General features: G+C 71.9%; 10 protein-coding genes. 8 read left to right on the top strand and 2 right to left on the bottom strand.

Features of this window, described 5'->3' with window-relative positions; genetic code table 11:
• Positions 1–34: 34 nt before the first annotated feature.
• Both ACLBXO_RS08890 and ACLBXO_RS08885 read right to left on the bottom strand, forming a co-directional pair.
• Positions 35–1093, bottom strand: coding sequence for a DUF4424 domain-containing protein (locus tag ACLBXO_RS08890; RefSeq protein WP_447685149.1), 1059 nt, complete (start codon positions 1091–1093; stop codon positions 35–37).
• 497 nt (positions 1094–1590) lie between these two features.
• On the bottom strand, positions 1591–1986 hold the full coding sequence (locus ACLBXO_RS08885) for a hypothetical protein (RefSeq protein ID WP_447685148.1): 396 nt from the start codon (positions 1984–1986) through the stop codon (positions 1591–1593).
• A 135-nt stretch (positions 1987–2121) separates the two neighbouring features.
• Between ACLBXO_RS08885 and ACLBXO_RS08880 the strand changes: the two genes are divergently transcribed.
• The 8 genes from ACLBXO_RS08880 (at position 2122) to ACLBXO_RS08845 (ending at position 15033) form a co-directional block, all read left to right on the top strand.
• The gene (locus ACLBXO_RS08880; protein WP_447685147.1) at positions 2122–2700 is read left to right on the top strand and encodes a peroxidase-related enzyme; all 579 of its coding nucleotides are present in this window, start codon (positions 2122–2124) and stop codon (positions 2698–2700) included.
• 352 nt (positions 2701–3052) lie between these two features.
• Positions 3053–5308 (top strand): ATP-binding protein, encoded by a 2256-nt coding sequence (locus tag ACLBXO_RS08875; protein ID WP_331316118.1) that lies wholly within the window; start codon positions 3053–3055, stop codon positions 5306–5308.
• Positions 5309–5323: 15 nt separating this feature from the next.
• A complete protein-coding gene (locus tag ACLBXO_RS08870) occupies positions 5324–5785 on the top strand; it encodes a response regulator (protein ID WP_331316117.1) in 462 nt (153 codons plus the stop codon).
• Positions 5782–7509: a response regulator gene (locus ACLBXO_RS08865; protein WP_447685146.1), complete on the top strand. Its 1728-nt coding sequence runs from the start codon at positions 5782–5784 to the stop codon at positions 7507–7509. The genes ACLBXO_RS08870 and ACLBXO_RS08865 overlap by 4 nt, the downstream gene beginning before the upstream one ends.
• Before the next feature lie 177 nt (positions 7510–7686).
• Entirely contained in the window at positions 7687–10914 is a 3228-nt protein-coding gene (locus tag ACLBXO_RS08860; protein WP_447685145.1) for a PAS domain-containing protein, read from the top strand.
• Between the two features lie 155 nt (positions 10915–11069).
• Positions 11070–11699 (top strand): SOUL family heme-binding protein, encoded by a 630-nt coding sequence (locus tag ACLBXO_RS08855; RefSeq protein WP_447685144.1) that lies wholly within the window; start codon positions 11070–11072, stop codon positions 11697–11699.
• A 257-nt stretch (positions 11700–11956) separates the two neighbouring features.
• Positions 11957–14563, top strand: a complete 2607-nt coding sequence (locus ACLBXO_RS08850; protein WP_447685143.1) for a TonB-dependent receptor — start codon at positions 11957–11959, stop codon at positions 14561–14563.
• A 239-nt stretch (positions 14564–14802) separates the two neighbouring features.
• Positions 14803–15033 carry a DUF6894 family protein gene (locus ACLBXO_RS08845; RefSeq protein WP_273560702.1) on the top strand — a complete coding sequence of 77 codons (231 nt, stop codon included), beginning with the start codon at positions 14803–14805 and terminating at the stop codon, positions 15031–15033.
• Positions 15034–15042: the final 9 nt, after the last annotated feature.

Here is a 15042-nt window from a genome sequence, read left to right as displayed (position 1 = left end):
TCTCGAAGTGGTCGGCCGGCCGGCCTGTCGCCGCTCATCGGCCCGTCGTGGTCTTGAGCAGCAGGATGTCGATGTCGCGCCGGGGCACGTAATCCGTCGCGACGCTCTCGAAGGTCGTCGGGCCCGTCTTGCGGACGCCGGTGCCGCAGAACGACACGAGCGTCGCGGGATCCCCCTTGTCGACGGTCAGCGTGAACGTGCCGATCGGCCCGGCCCAGTTGCCGCCGGAGGTGATCACGTAGGACAGGTACTGCTCGAAGGCCTGGATCCCCCGTCCGCCCGCCGCCTCGATCCTGCGGGCAAGCCCCTGGGCCGCCTTCAGGAAGGCGGCGTCCGTGCAGTATTTCCGCGCGTACTCGGCCCGCTCGTCGGCGCCCTCGGTCGGGGTCCCGAACGACAGGCTGGAGAGGCCGCCCAGGCCCGGAACGTAGCTCTGCCGGACGACGACGTCGCGTCCCGCCGGGAAGACCTGCCGGCGCCAGAACTTCGACCTCAGGGTCCAGACCGGGAACAGGCTCGTCGTGCCGTTGCCCATGTCCTGGGCCTCCAGGAGGCCGTCCGCCACGAGGCGGCGGCGCTGATCCGCGCCCAGGGCCGCCAGGGCGGCCTCGGTCGCCTCGACCGTCGGGACGAGGGGGATGCCGAGGCCCTTCAGCCGCCCGGTCACCTCGACCTCCGGCTTGCCGGCCTGCGTGACGAAGGCGCGCTGCTCCACCTGCGACTCGACCGGCCGGCCGTCGACCTCGGTGGTGAAGCGGAGGAAGTTGTCGTGCTTCGGGTCGGCGATGCTCAGCATCGCGTCGGGACCCCCGGAGATGTCGGGCATCGGGAACGCGATCGTCGTCTCGATGTCCCGGTCGGTCAGGTTGTGGAAGCGGTAGGCGATCCGCACCGCCTTCTCGGACAGGAAGAGGTCCTCGGAGACGAGGGCGATCCGGTCCGTCCTCTCCAAGACGAGGCCGCCGGCCGCGAGGGCCGCGACGCTGTCGTCGGCCCGGGCCGGACGCGTCGGGGCCGACGCGAGGGCTGCCGACAGGATCGTCGTCAGGAGCAGGGCCAGGCGCGGGACGCGGGTCGTGGGCGGTGTTCGCACGGCTGTCGGGCTCGCGGGTTGGATCCGTCGGTGCGGGGCGGGGTGAGAACCGGCGCGTCGCCGGTGAGGGATCGGCGAGCGGGTTTCAGACGGCCCGGTCACGCCTCCGGCTCAGTGGCAAGGCGGGTTCGGCAACCGTCGGCCCCGGTGGGAGACGGGCCTCGGTCCGCCGCCCCATGGCGGCGGGCGCTTCGGCGAAGGCGTCATCCGTCGCGGCACACCATCCTCCCCGCGGCGCGCCCTCACGCGCACCGCCGAATCTCCGACGGACCGAACGGAAGCTTTCGGGCAGAGTTGAGGCCGACCGAGCTGCCATGTCGGGTCGCGGCGTCAGGTCGAGGCCGTGATGAAACATCGCCGTCGGCGCTGCGCGCGGATCCTTACGCTCCGCGCGGCGGATGTCCGTCTCTGCCGCCAAGGGGCGATACGGGCGCGAGCGACGCCACGTCCGGCAACGGTCTCTCTCGAAGATCTTCGCTGATGAGCGGTCGAAGTATTTACGTCTCGGTTTTACTGCCGAACCAGACCGGCGTGTCGCGCCCCCTGCACCAGAAATGCTCGAATTCGCTTCGGGTCATTTCGGTCACCGGCACCTCTGAGAACGCGACAACCGTCGAACAATCGATGAGCGACGGACAGGGACTGCCGCTCCTCTCCTCCAGAGCGATGCTGTTTCGCGCGATCCGTCCGTCGGCGAAGATCTCCACGATGCGCAGAACCGCGTCCCGGGCTTTGCTGACTTCGAAGAGGATCCATTCCGGTTCGCCGGCGGGGACATCCGCGTCGGGCCAGCGCCCTCTGATGTAGGCGAGCGCGTCGCGAGACGTCACGTCGGCGGCCCCCGTCACGCGAGCATCGCGGTGGCGAAGCATCGCCCGATCATAGCGCGCCACGCTCCTCCCCGGGGCCGAACCTCGCCCGACCGCGCGCGATTGCGGCGACGGGACCGTTCGGTCTATCGGCTGCCCGGGATGGCCGGCGGCCCCGGGCGCCGGCTCGAGCCGCGACGATCTGCGAGGAGCGCGCCCGTGTCAGCCGAAGACGCCCCGATCGGCCGCTTCCCGATCCCCCGCCTGGAGACGCTGCCGGACGACATCCGCGCGCGGATCGCGGCGGTGCAGGAGAAGTCCGGCTTCGTCCCGAACGTGTTCCTGGTGCTCGCCCACCGTCCGGACGAGTTCCGGGCCTTCTTCGCCTATCACGATGCCCTCATGGACCGACCCAGCAACCTGACCAAGGCCGAGCGCGAGATGATCGTGGTGGCGACCTCGGCCATGAACCAGTGCCAGTACTGCGTGATCGCCCACGGGGCGATCCTCCGGATCCGCGCCAAGGACCCGCTGATCGCCGATCAGGTGGCGATCAACTACCGCAAGGCCGACATCACCGACCGGCAGAAGGCGATGCTCGACTTCGCCGTGCTGGTCAGCCAGTCCGCGCACCAGGTCGGGGAGGCCGCGTTCGCGGCGCTGAGGGCCCACGGCTTCGACGACGCGGATGCCTGGGACATCGCCGCCATCGCGGCCTTCTTCGGCCTGTCGAACCGGCTGGCGAACGTGAGCAACATGCGGCCCAACCCGGAATTCTACGCGCTGGGACGCGGCTGACGGCGCGGCGCCCCGCGCCGAAGAGGCTCCGCGCCGAAGGAGCCCCGCGATCCAGGCTCCGCGATCCACGCTTCGCGTGTCCGCCCGCCCGGTCCGCAGGCGCGGCGCCTGCGGCACCGCCGGATGCCTTGCCGGATACCTTGCCGGAAGCCCCGCCGTGCGACCTGGCGTCGCGCGCGGGGGCGGATGCGATCGCGCCCGCCCTCTGAGCCCCTCCGGAGACCCCGCGGCGCCCGCGCGCGGACGGGGCGCGCCGTCCCGGCCCGTGCTTTAGGCCTATAGGAGCCGCCCGGTTGGACTGTTAACACGCTTTACATTTCGCGGCCGACCCGGTGAGGAGGCGAATCCCGGCTTGAACCTTCGAAGCGGCGCGGCCCAGCGTCTCGACCTGACCGCGTGCGACCGCGAGCCCATCCACATCGTCGGCAGCGTCCAGCCGCACGGGTTCCTGCTCGGCCTCGAGGCCCGGTCCCTCACCATCGTCCAGGCGAGCGCCAACGCCCCCGCGGCGGCCGCGGTCGGGACCGTCCTCGACGCGGCCCTGCCCGACCTCGCGGCCGTCGTCCGCCACCATCTCGAGGGGGCGGAGCCCCAGGACGGCGCCCTCTATCTCCGGACCGTGACGCTGGAGACCGCCGGCCGGCGCCAGGCCTACGAGGTCGCGGCCCACCGGGTGGACGATCTCGTCGTGCTGGAACTGGAGGAGATCGACGCGGCCGCGGCCGAGATCGGCGTCGACGTGCTCACCCCGCGCCTGCGGGCCTTCGTCGAGCGCCTGCAGACCGCCCGCACCGTCGAGGACCTCTGCCAGTTCGTCGCCGAGGACATCCGCCAGATCACCGGTCTCGACCGGGCCCTGGTCTACCGGTTCGACCGCGACTGGCACGGCACGGTGCTGGCGGAGGCCGGCAACGGCGTCCTGCCCTCCTACCTCGACCTGCGCTTCCCCGCCTCCGACATCCCCGTCCAGGCGCGCGAGCTCTACCGGCGGAACCGCCTGCGCATCATTCCCGATGCCGGCTACGTTCCGGTGCCGATCCGTCCGGCCACCACGCCCTCCGGTAGGCCGCTGGACCTCAGCCAGTCGGTGCTGCGCTCGGTCTCGCCGGTCCACGTCGAGTACATGCGCAACATGGGCACGATGGCGTCCATGTCGGTGTCGATCCTCGTGGACGGCGCGCTCTGGGGCCTGATCTCCTGCCACAACCGCGCGCCCAAGCGCGTGCCCCTCCAGGCGCGCAACGCCTGCGACGTGCTCACCCAGATCTTCGCCCTGCAGCTCTCGGCCCGCGAGCGCGGCGCGCAGTCCGAGAAGCGGCTGGCGCTGGGCGCCGTGCAGGCGCGCCTCCTCGCCTTCATGGCCGAGGAGGACAGCTTCGTCGACGGCCTGCTCAACCACCCCGACGACGTCCTGGCCCTGGTGGACGCGACCGGCGCCGCGGTGGTGACGGCGGACCGCTGCCGGCTGCTCGGGGCGACGCCGGCCGAGCGCGAGGTCCGCGCCCTCTACCGGTGGCTGTCCGAGCGCGACGATGCCGAGGAGGTCTTCGTCTCCGAGTCGCTGTCGGAGGCGTTCCCGGCCGCCGGCGCCTTCGCCGACCGGGCGAGCGGCCTCCTGGCGATCTCGGTCTCGAAGAAGTACGCGAGCTACATCCTCTGGTTCAGGCCCGAGGTCGTGCGGACGGTGAAGTGGGGCGGCAACCCCGTGAAGGCGGTCCGGCCCGATCCGGAGGGCGGGCCGGACCGGCTCCACCCGCGCAAGTCGTTCGAGATCTGGAAGGAGACCGTGCAGGGCCGCTCCCTGCCCTGGTCCGACCCGGAGGTGGAGGCCGCCAAGGACCTGCGCGCCTCGGTGCTCGGCATCGTGCTCCGCCGGGCCGAGGAGCTCGCCGCCATGAGCGAGGAGCTGCAGCGCTCGAACAAGGAGCTGGAGGCGTTCTCGTACTCGGTCAGCCACGACCTGCGCGCCCCGTTCCGCCACATCGTCGGCTACGCGAACCTGCTCAAGACCCGCGAGGGCGCCCAGCTCTCCGACAAGGGCCGGCACTACGTGGAGACGATCATCGAGGCGGCCTTCTCGGCCGGCACCCTGGTCGACAGCCTGCTGAGCTTCTCGCAGATGGGCCGGCACGCCCTCAACAAGGTCTGGGGCGACATGAACGCCCTGGTCGAGGAGGTCCGCCGGAAGGTCCTGCGCGACGTCACCCCCGACCGGACCCTGCGCTGGGAGATCGCGCCGCTGGGCCGGGCCTACGCCGACCCGGTGATGCTGCGGCTCGTCATCGAGAACCTGCTGTCGAACGCCGTGAAGTACACCCGCGGCACCCCGGAGGCGGTGATCGCGATGGGCAGCCTCCCGCCCCGGGACGGCGAGGCGGTCTACTTCGTGCGCGACAACGGCGCCGGCTTCGACATGGCCTACGTCGACAAGCTGTTCGGCGTCTTCCAGCGGCTGCACCGGGTCGAGGAGTTCGAGGGCACGGGCATCGGCCTCGCCAACGTCCGGCGCATCGTCGAGCGCCACGGCGGAAGGACCTGGGCCGAGGGCAGGCTCGGCGCGGGCGCCACCTTCTACTTCACCCTGCCCATCCGGGAGGAGGCGCACTGACATGGCGGAATCGACATGGCGGGACTGAAGCCCATCCTCTTGGTCGAGGACAATCCGAACGACATCGAGCTGACGCTGGCGGCGCTCGAGTCGAGCCAGCTCGCCAACGAGATCGTCATCTGCCGCGACGGCGCCGAGGCCCTCGACTTCATCTACCGGCGGGGCGTGCACGAGAAGCGGCAGGTCCAGGATCCCGCGGTGGTGCTGCTCGACCTGAAGCTGCCGAAGGTCGACGGCCTGGAGGTGCTCGCCAAGATCAAGGGTGACCCGGTCACCCGCCAGGTGCCGGTGGTGATGCTGACCTCGTCCCGCGAGGAGACCGACCTCGTGCGCTCCTACGATCTCGGGGTGAACGCCTTCGTGGTGAAGCCGGTCGCCTTCGAGGAGTTCTTCGCGGCGATCAAGGAGATCGGCGTGTTCTGGGCCCTCCTCAACGAGCCGCCGCCGTACCGGGGAGGCTGGCCATCGAACGCGTGATCGGAGCTTCCGCGGGGCCGCTGCGCATCCTCCACCTGGAGGACAGCGACCTCGACGCCGAGCTGATCGAGGCCGAGCTGGAGACCCTCGGGCACCCGGTCGCGATCGAGCGGGTGATGACCCGCGACGCCTTCGCGCGCGCGGCGGTCGCCGGCCGGCACGACCTCATCCTGGCCGACTACGTCCTGCCGACCTTCGACGGCGTGAGCGCCCTCGGCATCGCCCAGGCGCAGTGCCCCGACACGCCGTTCATCTTCTGCTCGGGCACGCTCGGCGAGGACGTCGCCGTCGAGGCCCTGAAGAACGGCGCCACCGACTACGTCGTCAAGCAGCGCCTCGACCGGATGCCGCGCACGATCGTCCGGGCGCTGGCCGAGGCGCGGGCGCGCGCCGACAAGCGCGAGGCCGAGGCCGCCCTGCAGGCGCTCAACGAGACGCTGGAGGTGCGCATCGCCGAGCGGACCCGGGAACTCGCCACGGCGAACGAGGCCCTCCAGGCCCAGATCGTCGAGCGGGAGCGGGCGGAGGACGCCCTGCGGCTCGCCCAGCGCCTGGACGCGGTCGGCCAGCTCACGAGCGGCGTCGCGCACGACTTCAACAACCTGCTGACGGTGATCGCCGGCAACATCGAGTTCCTCGAGAGGGTCGTCTCCGACACCCGCTCGAAGCGCCGCCTCGCCATGATGCGCGGGGCCGCCGAGCGCGGCGCCCGGCTCACCGCGCAGCTCCTCGCCTTCTCCCGGCGCCAGCGACTGGAGCCGACGCCGGTCAGCCTGAACCAGACGGTCGCGTCGATGCGCGACCTGCTGCAGAGCTCGATCGGCGGCGCGGTCCGCATCGAGACGACCCTCCAGCCCGACCTGTGGCCGGCCCTGGTCGACGCCACCCAGATCGAGCTCGTGATCCTCAACCTCGCCATCAACGCCCGCGACGCGATGGCGGTGGGCGGCCGGCTCGCCATCGAGACCGCCAATGTCAGCGTCACCGGGGCGCCGACCCGGCCGGAGCAGCCCGCGCCCGGCGCCTACGTCATGGTGGCGGTGAGCGACACCGGCACCGGGATGACGCCGGACGTTCTGGCGCGGGTGTTCGAGCCGTTCTTCACCACCAAGGAGGTCGGCAAGGGGTCGGGCCTCGGGCTCGCCCAGGTCTACGGCTTCGTCAAGCAGTCGGGCGGCGGCATCCGCATCGACACGGTCGCGGGCGAGGGCACCTCGATCAAGGTCTACCTGCCCCGGGCCGCGGAGCCCGAGGGCGCCGTGCCCCGCCTGCCGGCCGCGGCCGAGGCCGCGCGGACGCACCCGCCCGGGAGCGGTCCCCGGCTCTTGGTGGTCGACGACGACGCCGAGGTGCGCGAGGTGACGACGACCCGCCTGATCGAGGCCGGCTACGCGGTGCGCGAGGCGGCGTCGGGCCTCCAGGCGCTGGCCGCCCTCGAGGCCGATCCGGGCGTCGACCTCGTCGTGATGGACTTCGCCATGCCGGGCATGAACGGGGCCGAGACGGCCCTGGAGGTCCGGAAGCGCTGGCCGGCGCTGCCGGTCCTGTTCGTCACCGGCTTCGCCGACACCACCGCCCTGACCGAGGCCGGCGCCGTCGGCACCGACGCGATCGTGCTGAAGCCGTTCCGGGTCGGGGAACTCGAGGGCAAGGTCGCCGCCACCCTGGCGGCCCGCCCGCCGGCGCAGCTCCGGCTGATCTCGGGCCGCGACAGGAGCGCCTGAGGGGCGTCGCGCTGGCGTTCTCCCGGGCGTTCTCCACACGCCGTGCGGCCGCCGCACGGCGTCCCGGACGGCGCGGGCGCGCCGCCGCGGTTGCGCGGACCCGCCCGCTGGGGCACCGATGGGGCTGTCCTGTCCCGCCGGTTCCTCGCCCCATGTCCGAGTCACGCGCCTGGTCCGATGCCTGAGATCGCCGGGACCGCGCCCCCGGCCTTCCTCGCGGAGGGCGGCGCGATGGGCGCCCGGATGCGCGCCCACGACTGGTCCGGCTCGCCGCTCGGGCCGCCGGACAGCTGGGCACCCTGCCTGCGGGCGACCCTGAGCCTGATCCTGGGATCGCGGTTCCCGATGTTCGTGGCGTTCGGGCCCGACCTCGTCTTCCTGTACAACGACGCCTACGCGGAGATCCTGGGCAGCAAGCATCCCGCGGCGCTCGGCGCGCGCTTCCGCGACGTCTGGCCGGAGATCTGGCCGGAGATCGGCCCGCTGATCGACCGGGCGCTCGCCGGCGCGGCGACGTGGTCCGAGAACATGCCCCTGATCATGAACCGGCACGGCTACGACGAGCCGACCTGGTTCACCGTCTCGTACGCGCCGGTGCGCGACGAGGACGGCCGGGTCGCCGGCCTGCACTGCGCCTGCACGGAGACGACCGGCCGCGTCCAGGCCGAGGCGCGCCTGCGCGAGGCGGAGGCCCGGATCCGGGCGCTCGCCGACCACCTCCCGGGCGGCTACGTCTACCAGCTCGCCATGGCCCCCGACGGCGCCGACCGGCGCTTCCTCTACGTGTCGCAGGGCTTCGAGCGCATGACCGGCGTCGCGGCCGGGGACGTGCTCGCCGACCCGGCCGTCGCCTACGACCTGATCCTGCCGGAATACCGCGCCGCCATCGCCGAGGCGGAGACCGCCGCGATCCGCGACCTCGCGCATTTCGACGTCGCGGCGCCGATGCGCCGGCCGGACGGCACCCGCATCTGGACGCGCATCATCTCGGCCCCCCGCCGCGTCGGCGACACGCTGGTCTGGGACGGGCTGCATCTCGACGACACGGTGCGCCGCCGGACCGAGGAGCAGCTGCGGGAGAGCGAGCGGCGCCTGCGGCTCGCGACCGAGGCGGCCGAGATCGGCCTCTGGGACGTCGACGTCGTCGCCGACACCCTGTACTGGCCGGCGCGGGTCAAGGCGATGTTCGGCATCTCGGCCGACGTGCCGGTCACGATGGCCGACTACTACGCCGGCCTGCATCCCGAGGACCGGGAGGCCACGAGCGCGGCCTACGCCTCCGCCCTCGATCCCGCGCGGCGCGCCGTCTACGACGTGGAGTACCGCACCGTCGGCAAGGAGGACGGCGCCGTGCGCTGGGTCGCCGCCAAGGGGCGCGGGATCTTCGAGGGCGGGCGCTGCGTGCGGGTGATCGGCACGGCGATCGACATCACCGCCCGCAAGCAGGCCGAGGAGGCCCTGCGCGCCAGCGAGGCGCAGTTCCGGGTCCTGTCCCAGGTGCTGCCGAACTTCGTCTGGGCGACCGACCCGGCCGGGGCGGCGGACTGGTTCAACGCGCGCGTCTACGCCTACGCGGGCCGGGAGCCCGGCACCCTCGACGGTGCGGGCTGGCGGGGGATCATCCATCCCGACGATCAGGACCGGGTCGCCGCGGAGTGGCGGGCGGCCGTCCGGTCGCGGGCCGACTACCAGTCCGAGTACCGCCTGCGCCGCGCCGACGGCGCGTATCGCTGGTTCCTGGCCCGGGCGCAGCCGGTCCTGGGCGCCGACGGCGCGGTCACCCGCTGGGTCGGCACCAGTACCGACATCGACGACCAGAAGCGGCTCATGGCCGAGCTCGTGCGCTTCAACCTGACCCTGGAGCAGCGCGTGGCCGAGCGCACGGCCGAGCACGACCGGGTCTGGCGCAACTCGCGCGACCTGCTGGCCGTGGTCGGGGCCGACGGCATCTTCCGCGCGGTCAATCCGGCCTGGCAGACGATCCTGGGGCACGAGCCCGCCGCGGTGGTGGGGCGCAGCTTCCTGGACTTCATCTGGCCCGAGGATGCGGGCGCGACCCAGGAGGCGCTCGAAGCGGCCGCCGCGGCGCGCGACCTGACCGATTTCGAGAACCGCTACCGGCACAGGGACGGTACCCCGCGGCTGATCTCCTGGCGCACCTCCGTCGAGGGCGCGCATGTCTACGCCTACGGCCGCGACGTCACCGCCGAGAAGGCCCAGGCCGAGGCGCTCCGGCACGCCGAGGAGGCGCTGCGGCAGTCGCAGAAGCTGGAGGCGGTGGGCCAGCTCACCGGCGGCGTCGCCCACGACTTCAACAACCTCCTGACGATCATCCGCTCGTCGGTGGACTTCCTCCGCCGGCCGGACCTGGCGGAGGAGCGGCGGTCCCGCTACCTCAACGCCGTCTCGGAGACGGTGGACCGCGCCGCCAAGCTGACCGGGCAGCTCCTCGCCTTCGCGCGGCGGCAGGCGCTGAAGCCCGAGATCCTCGACGTCGGCGCGCGGCTGCGCGGCGTGGCCGACCTCCTCGACACGGTCACGGGCGCCCGCATCGCGGTCGTGACCGAGTTGCCGGAGCAGCCCTGCTTCATCCGGGTCGACCTCAGCCAGTTCGAGACCGCGCTGGTCAACATGGCGGTGAACGCCCGGGACGCCATGGACGGCGCCGGCACCCTGACGCTGCGCCTGCGCTGCGGCGCGGCGCTGCCGCCGATCCGTGGCCATGCCGGCGCCCCCGGCCCGTTCGCGGCGATCGCCCTCGTCGACACCGGCACCGGCATCGCGCCGGACGTGCTGGCGCGGGTGTTCGAGCCGTTCTTCACCACCAAGGAGGTCGGGAAGGGCACGGGCCTCGGCCTGTCCCAGGTCTTCGGCTTCGCCAAGCAGTCCGGCGGCGACGTCGCGGTCGAGAGCGCGCCCGGCCGCGGCGCCACTTTCACGCTCTACCTGCCGCAGGTCGAGCCCGAGGCGCCCTGCGCGGCCGCCGCGGAGGCCGCCGCCCTCGACCCCGGCGGAGCGGGGCAGCGGGTTCTGGTGGTGGAGGACAACATCGAGGTCGGCCGCTTCGCCACGCAGATCCTGGAGGATCTCGGCTACGCGACGACCTGGGCGACCAATGCCGAGGAGGCGCTGGACCAGCTCGGGGCCGACGGCGCGGCCTTCGACGTCGTGTTCTCCGACGTGGTCATGCCCGGCATGGGCGGGATCGCGCTGGCCCGGCTCCTCCGGCGGCAGATGCCGCACCTGCCGGTGGTGCTGGCCTCCGGCTACAGCCACGTCCTCGCCCAGGAGGGGATCCGCGACTTCGAGCTGCTGCACAAGCCCTACTCCGCCGACCAGGTCTCGCGCGTGCTGCGCAAGATCGTCGGCGCGCGGCGGGCGCGGCCGAAGGGCGGCCGGCCCTGAGGGCTGCTCCGAGACCAGCTCCGAGGGAGGCCTGACGCCGCAGCCGGGCGGCGACGGGCCGTCCCGGCGCCATGTTCCCGCAGGCGGGTCCCGCGCGCGGTTGACGCGTGCGGGTGGTGCGCGCAGGTGACGCGCCGCCGCCTCCGGAGGTCGCCATGGACAGGGTCATGTACGCGCTCGTCACCCTGGCGGAGGCCTTGCTCGGCATCTTCGGCGTGCGGACGCTCTACGAGCAGCCCGCCTACACGGTCGTCGAGCGCCTCGACCGCGGGGTCGAGATCCGGTCCTACGCGCCGCGCCTCGCGGTCGAGACCGACGCGCGCGGCCAGGGTGACGGCGACGCCTTCGGGCGGCTGTTCCGCTACATCACCGGCGCGAACCGCGCGGGCGACCGCATCGCCATGACGGCGCCGGTGGAGAGCGGCGGCCAGCGCATCGCCCAGCGCATCGCCCAACGCATCGCCATGACGGTCCCGGTGGAGCAGGCCGGGACCGGCACGATGCGGTTCTTCCTGCCGCGCGCGGTGGCGGCGGCCGGGGCACCGGCGCCGACCGAGCCGGGGGTCCGGCTGGTCGAGGTTCCGGCCGAGCGGGTCGCGGCCCTCCGCTTCTCCGGCCGCCTCACCCCGGAGGCGCGGGCCGCGCAGGCGCGCATCCTCGCGGCGGTCCTGGCGGCGGCCGGCCGCGCGCCGGCGGGCGCGCCCTTCGTCATGGGGTACGACCCGCCCTTCGCGATCCCGTTCCTGCGCCGGAACGAGGTCGCGGTCCGCCTGCCGCCGCCGTGAGGGCCGGACGCCGCCGAACGCGACCGGGCTCGTTGCGCAATTGTCCCGGGACATCCTTCACAATAATCCCGAAGACTTGCGCCGGTCTTCGTGCCTTGTTGTCTGCGTGCAACAGGCTCGATCATTCGGGCCCGCAGGTCGTCCCCGGCAGGGATTAAACAGGATGTGAATTGAGATCCCGACCCGACCCGAGATCAGTGAGGCTCGCGCAGCCGACGAGAAGCGGCGCGTGCCGTGAATCCAGGTTGGGGGAAGATATGCGTGCCCTGCGAGGCAGCTTGATCGCGTCCGTGGCTCTGTTGCCGGGTATCGCGCAGGCTCAACAAGCCGTCACCCTCGGTGAGATCAGCGTCGTCTCGACGTCGCCGGTGGGTGCGGGTGGCGGCAATTCCAGCGGCGCCCAGAATCTCGATACGCTCGCCCAGGCCGCCCCGACCTTGCCGGTCCCGGCCGGCGGGGTGCGCCTGCGCGGCTCCGAGCAGCCGCTCAACAAGATCCCCAGCACCGTCGAGACCGTCACGGCGCGGCAGATCGAGGTCGATCAGGGCTCCGACAACGTGATCGCCACGCTGGCGCGGCGCACCCCCGGCGTGAACCTCAACGATTCGCAGGGCAACGCGAACCGGGTCGACCTCAGCTATCGCGGCTTCACGGCCTCGTCGGTGCAGGGCGTGCCGCAGGGGCTGGCCGTCTACCAGAACGGCGTGCGCATCAACGAGGCCTTCGGCGACGTCGTCAATTTCGACCTGATCCCGCCGCAGGCGATCCAGCGCATCGACGTCGTCACCGGCAACCCGGTCTTCGGCCTCAACGCCATCGGCGGCGCGGTCAACATCCAGATGAAGAACGGCTTCACCTGGCAGGGCACCGAGATCTCGGCCTGGGGCGGCTCGGACGCGCGCACCGCCGGCTACCTCGAGTACGGCAAGGTCTCCGGTCCCTGGAGCTTCTACTTCACCGGCGACGGCCTGAACGACCGCGGCTGGCGCTACCAGAACCCGAGCACGATCGGCCGCCTCTACGCGGATCTCGGCTACCGCTCGCAGGATTCGGAGTTCCACCTGATCGGGCTCGCCGCCCGCAGCTTCTACGGCGCCGCCGCGGCCACCCCGGTGGACTTCACCCATCTCGACCCGCGGGCGATCTTCACCTACCCGCAGACCCAGACGACGCAGGTGGGCACGCTCCAGCTGACCGGCCGGGTCGACCTCTCGCCGACCTGGGATCTGGCCGGCAACGCCTATTACCGGCGCTTCAGCGAGAATTACGTCGACGGCAACCAGGGCAACTTCGAGAACTGCAGCAGCCGCAGCAGCTTCCGGGGCTCCCTCTGCTACCAGGACGACGCGTTCAACGTGAACGCGCCGCCCACCAGCCAGGTGGCGGCCCGCCGGGCCTACGCCAACCAGTTCGCGATCCTCGGCCTGAACAACCGGACGATCCCGTTCGTGCGGAACATCCCGTACGGCACGATCGACACGACCCTGACGGAGGCCGAATCCTACGGCGGCTCGCTCCAGGCCGCCAACCGCGACCGGATCTTCGGCCTGAACAACGCCTTCGTGGTTGGCGGCAGCGTCGACGCCTCCACCTTCGCGTTCAAATCGTCGAGCCAGCTGGGCGTGATCAACCCCAACCTGTCGATCACCACCGACCCGAACAACCCGTATTACGGCACGATCCCGGGCCTCGGCACGCCGGACATCCGCACGCTGGGGGCGATCGGCCTCGCGCCGAGCAATGTCAGCGGCTCGACCCTGTATCTCGGCCTCTACGCCACCGACACGCTGGACGTGACCGACCGGCTGTCGCTGACCGGCGGCTTCCGGCTCAACTACGCCCGCATCCAGACCCGGGACCAGACCGGGTTCGCGCCGGACGTCACCGGCGTGCACGAGTACACCAAGGTCAACCCGCTCGCGGGCCTGACCTACCAGTTCGATCCGGCCCTGAATCTCTACGGCGGCTACTCGGAATCGAACCGCGCCCCGACCCCGCTGGAGCTGTCCTGCTCCAGCCCGACCCAGCCGTGCCTGCTGCCGAACTCGCTCGTGGCCGATCCGCCGCTCAAGCAGGTCACCGGCCGGACCTACGAGGCCGGCTTCCGCGGCGTGATCCCGGCCTTCCTGTCGGGCGGTGCCCTCACCTACAAGGCCGGCGTCTACCGCACTGACCTGAGCAACGACCTCTACCAAGTGGCCGTCGCCGGCAATGCCGCCCGCGCCTACTACATCAACGTGCCCTCGACCCGGCGCCAGGGCATCGAGGTCGGCGCCGAGTACGCGGTCACGCCCGACCTGATGGTCTATGCCAACTACGCCCTGGTCGACGCGACCTTCCAGTTCAACGCGACCCTCTCGTCGCCCAACAACCCGCTGGCGAGCACCGGCGCGGCCGGCGGCGCCGTGGGCGGCGACGTGATCCCGAACGGCGGCATCCGCGTCCGGCCGGGCGACAAGATCCCGCTGATCCCCGATCACCAGATCAAGGCGGGCTTCGAGTACAGCATCACCCCGAACTGGCGCTTCGGGCTCAACGTCTCGGCCTTCTCGTCGTCCTACTACCGGGGCGACGAGTCGAACCTCAACCGCAAGCTGCCGGCCTACTACGTGATGAACCTGACGACGAAGTATCAGGTCACCAAGAACCTGGAGATCTTCGGGCTGATCACCAACCTGACCAACAACCGCTACGCCACGTTCGGCACCTTCGCCGAGACGGGGGCGGTCGCCGGCAACCTGTCGATCAACGACCCGCGGACCACGACCCTGGCGCAGCCGCTCTCGATCTACGCCGGCCTGACCTACCGGTTCGGGGCGGATCCGGTCCCGATGGCGCCGGAGCCGATCATCCGGAAGTACTGATCCCGTCCGCGGGAGGACGATGCGAGGGGCCGCGGGATCCGCGGCCCGTCTTCCGGTCCGCGTCATCGGTTCTCCGCGGCCGAGAGACGAGGCCCGGCATTTCAAACTCAGCCGAGAGACGAGGCCCGGCATTTCAAACTCAGATGAGTGCGGCGGCCGACCCGATCTGTATCCCTGATCGGCCGCCGACGAGGCTTGCGGGCGCTCCCGCCCCGATCATCCCGATCCCGGAGATCCCCATGCCGCGCTACTTCATCGACACCGCCGACCACGTCGACGTCCGGGACGACGAGGGCACCGTGCTGGCGGACCGGGCGGCCCTGCGGGACCTGCTGCGCCGGACCCTGACGGCGCTCCTGCACGACGAGGGCGAGGCGACCGGGGTGAACGACTTCACCGCCCGGGCCTACGACGAGGACGGTCGCCTGGTGATGCGGGCCCGGGCCAGCTTCCACATCGTGGACCCGTAGGGGACGCCC

The sequence above is a fragment of the Methylobacterium sp. C33D genome, from assembly GCF_053345825.1.
The sequence above is the reverse complement of the archived record's forward strand: the minus strand, read 5'-3'. Positions and strand labels throughout refer to the sequence as shown.

What these genes read in the sequence shown, in the direction of transcription:
- ACLBXO_RS08870 (WP_331316117.1), top strand. Translation starts at nt 5,324, where the DNA reads ATGGCGGGACTGAAGCCCATCCTCTTGGTCGAGGACAATCCGAACGAC.
- ACLBXO_RS08860 (WP_447685145.1), top strand. Translation starts at nt 7,687, where the DNA reads ATGCCTGAGATCGCCGGGACCGCGCCCCCGGCCTTCCTCGCGGAGGGC.
- ACLBXO_RS08855 (WP_447685144.1), top strand. Translation starts at nt 11,070, where the DNA reads ATGGACAGGGTCATGTACGCGCTCGTCACCCTGGCGGAGGCCTTGCTC.
- ACLBXO_RS08850 (WP_447685143.1), top strand. Translation starts at nt 11,957, where the DNA reads ATGCGTGCCCTGCGAGGCAGCTTGATCGCGTCCGTGGCTCTGTTGCCG.
- ACLBXO_RS08845 (WP_273560702.1), top strand. Translation starts at nt 14,803, where the DNA reads ATGCCGCGCTACTTCATCGACACCGCCGACCACGTCGACGTCCGGGAC.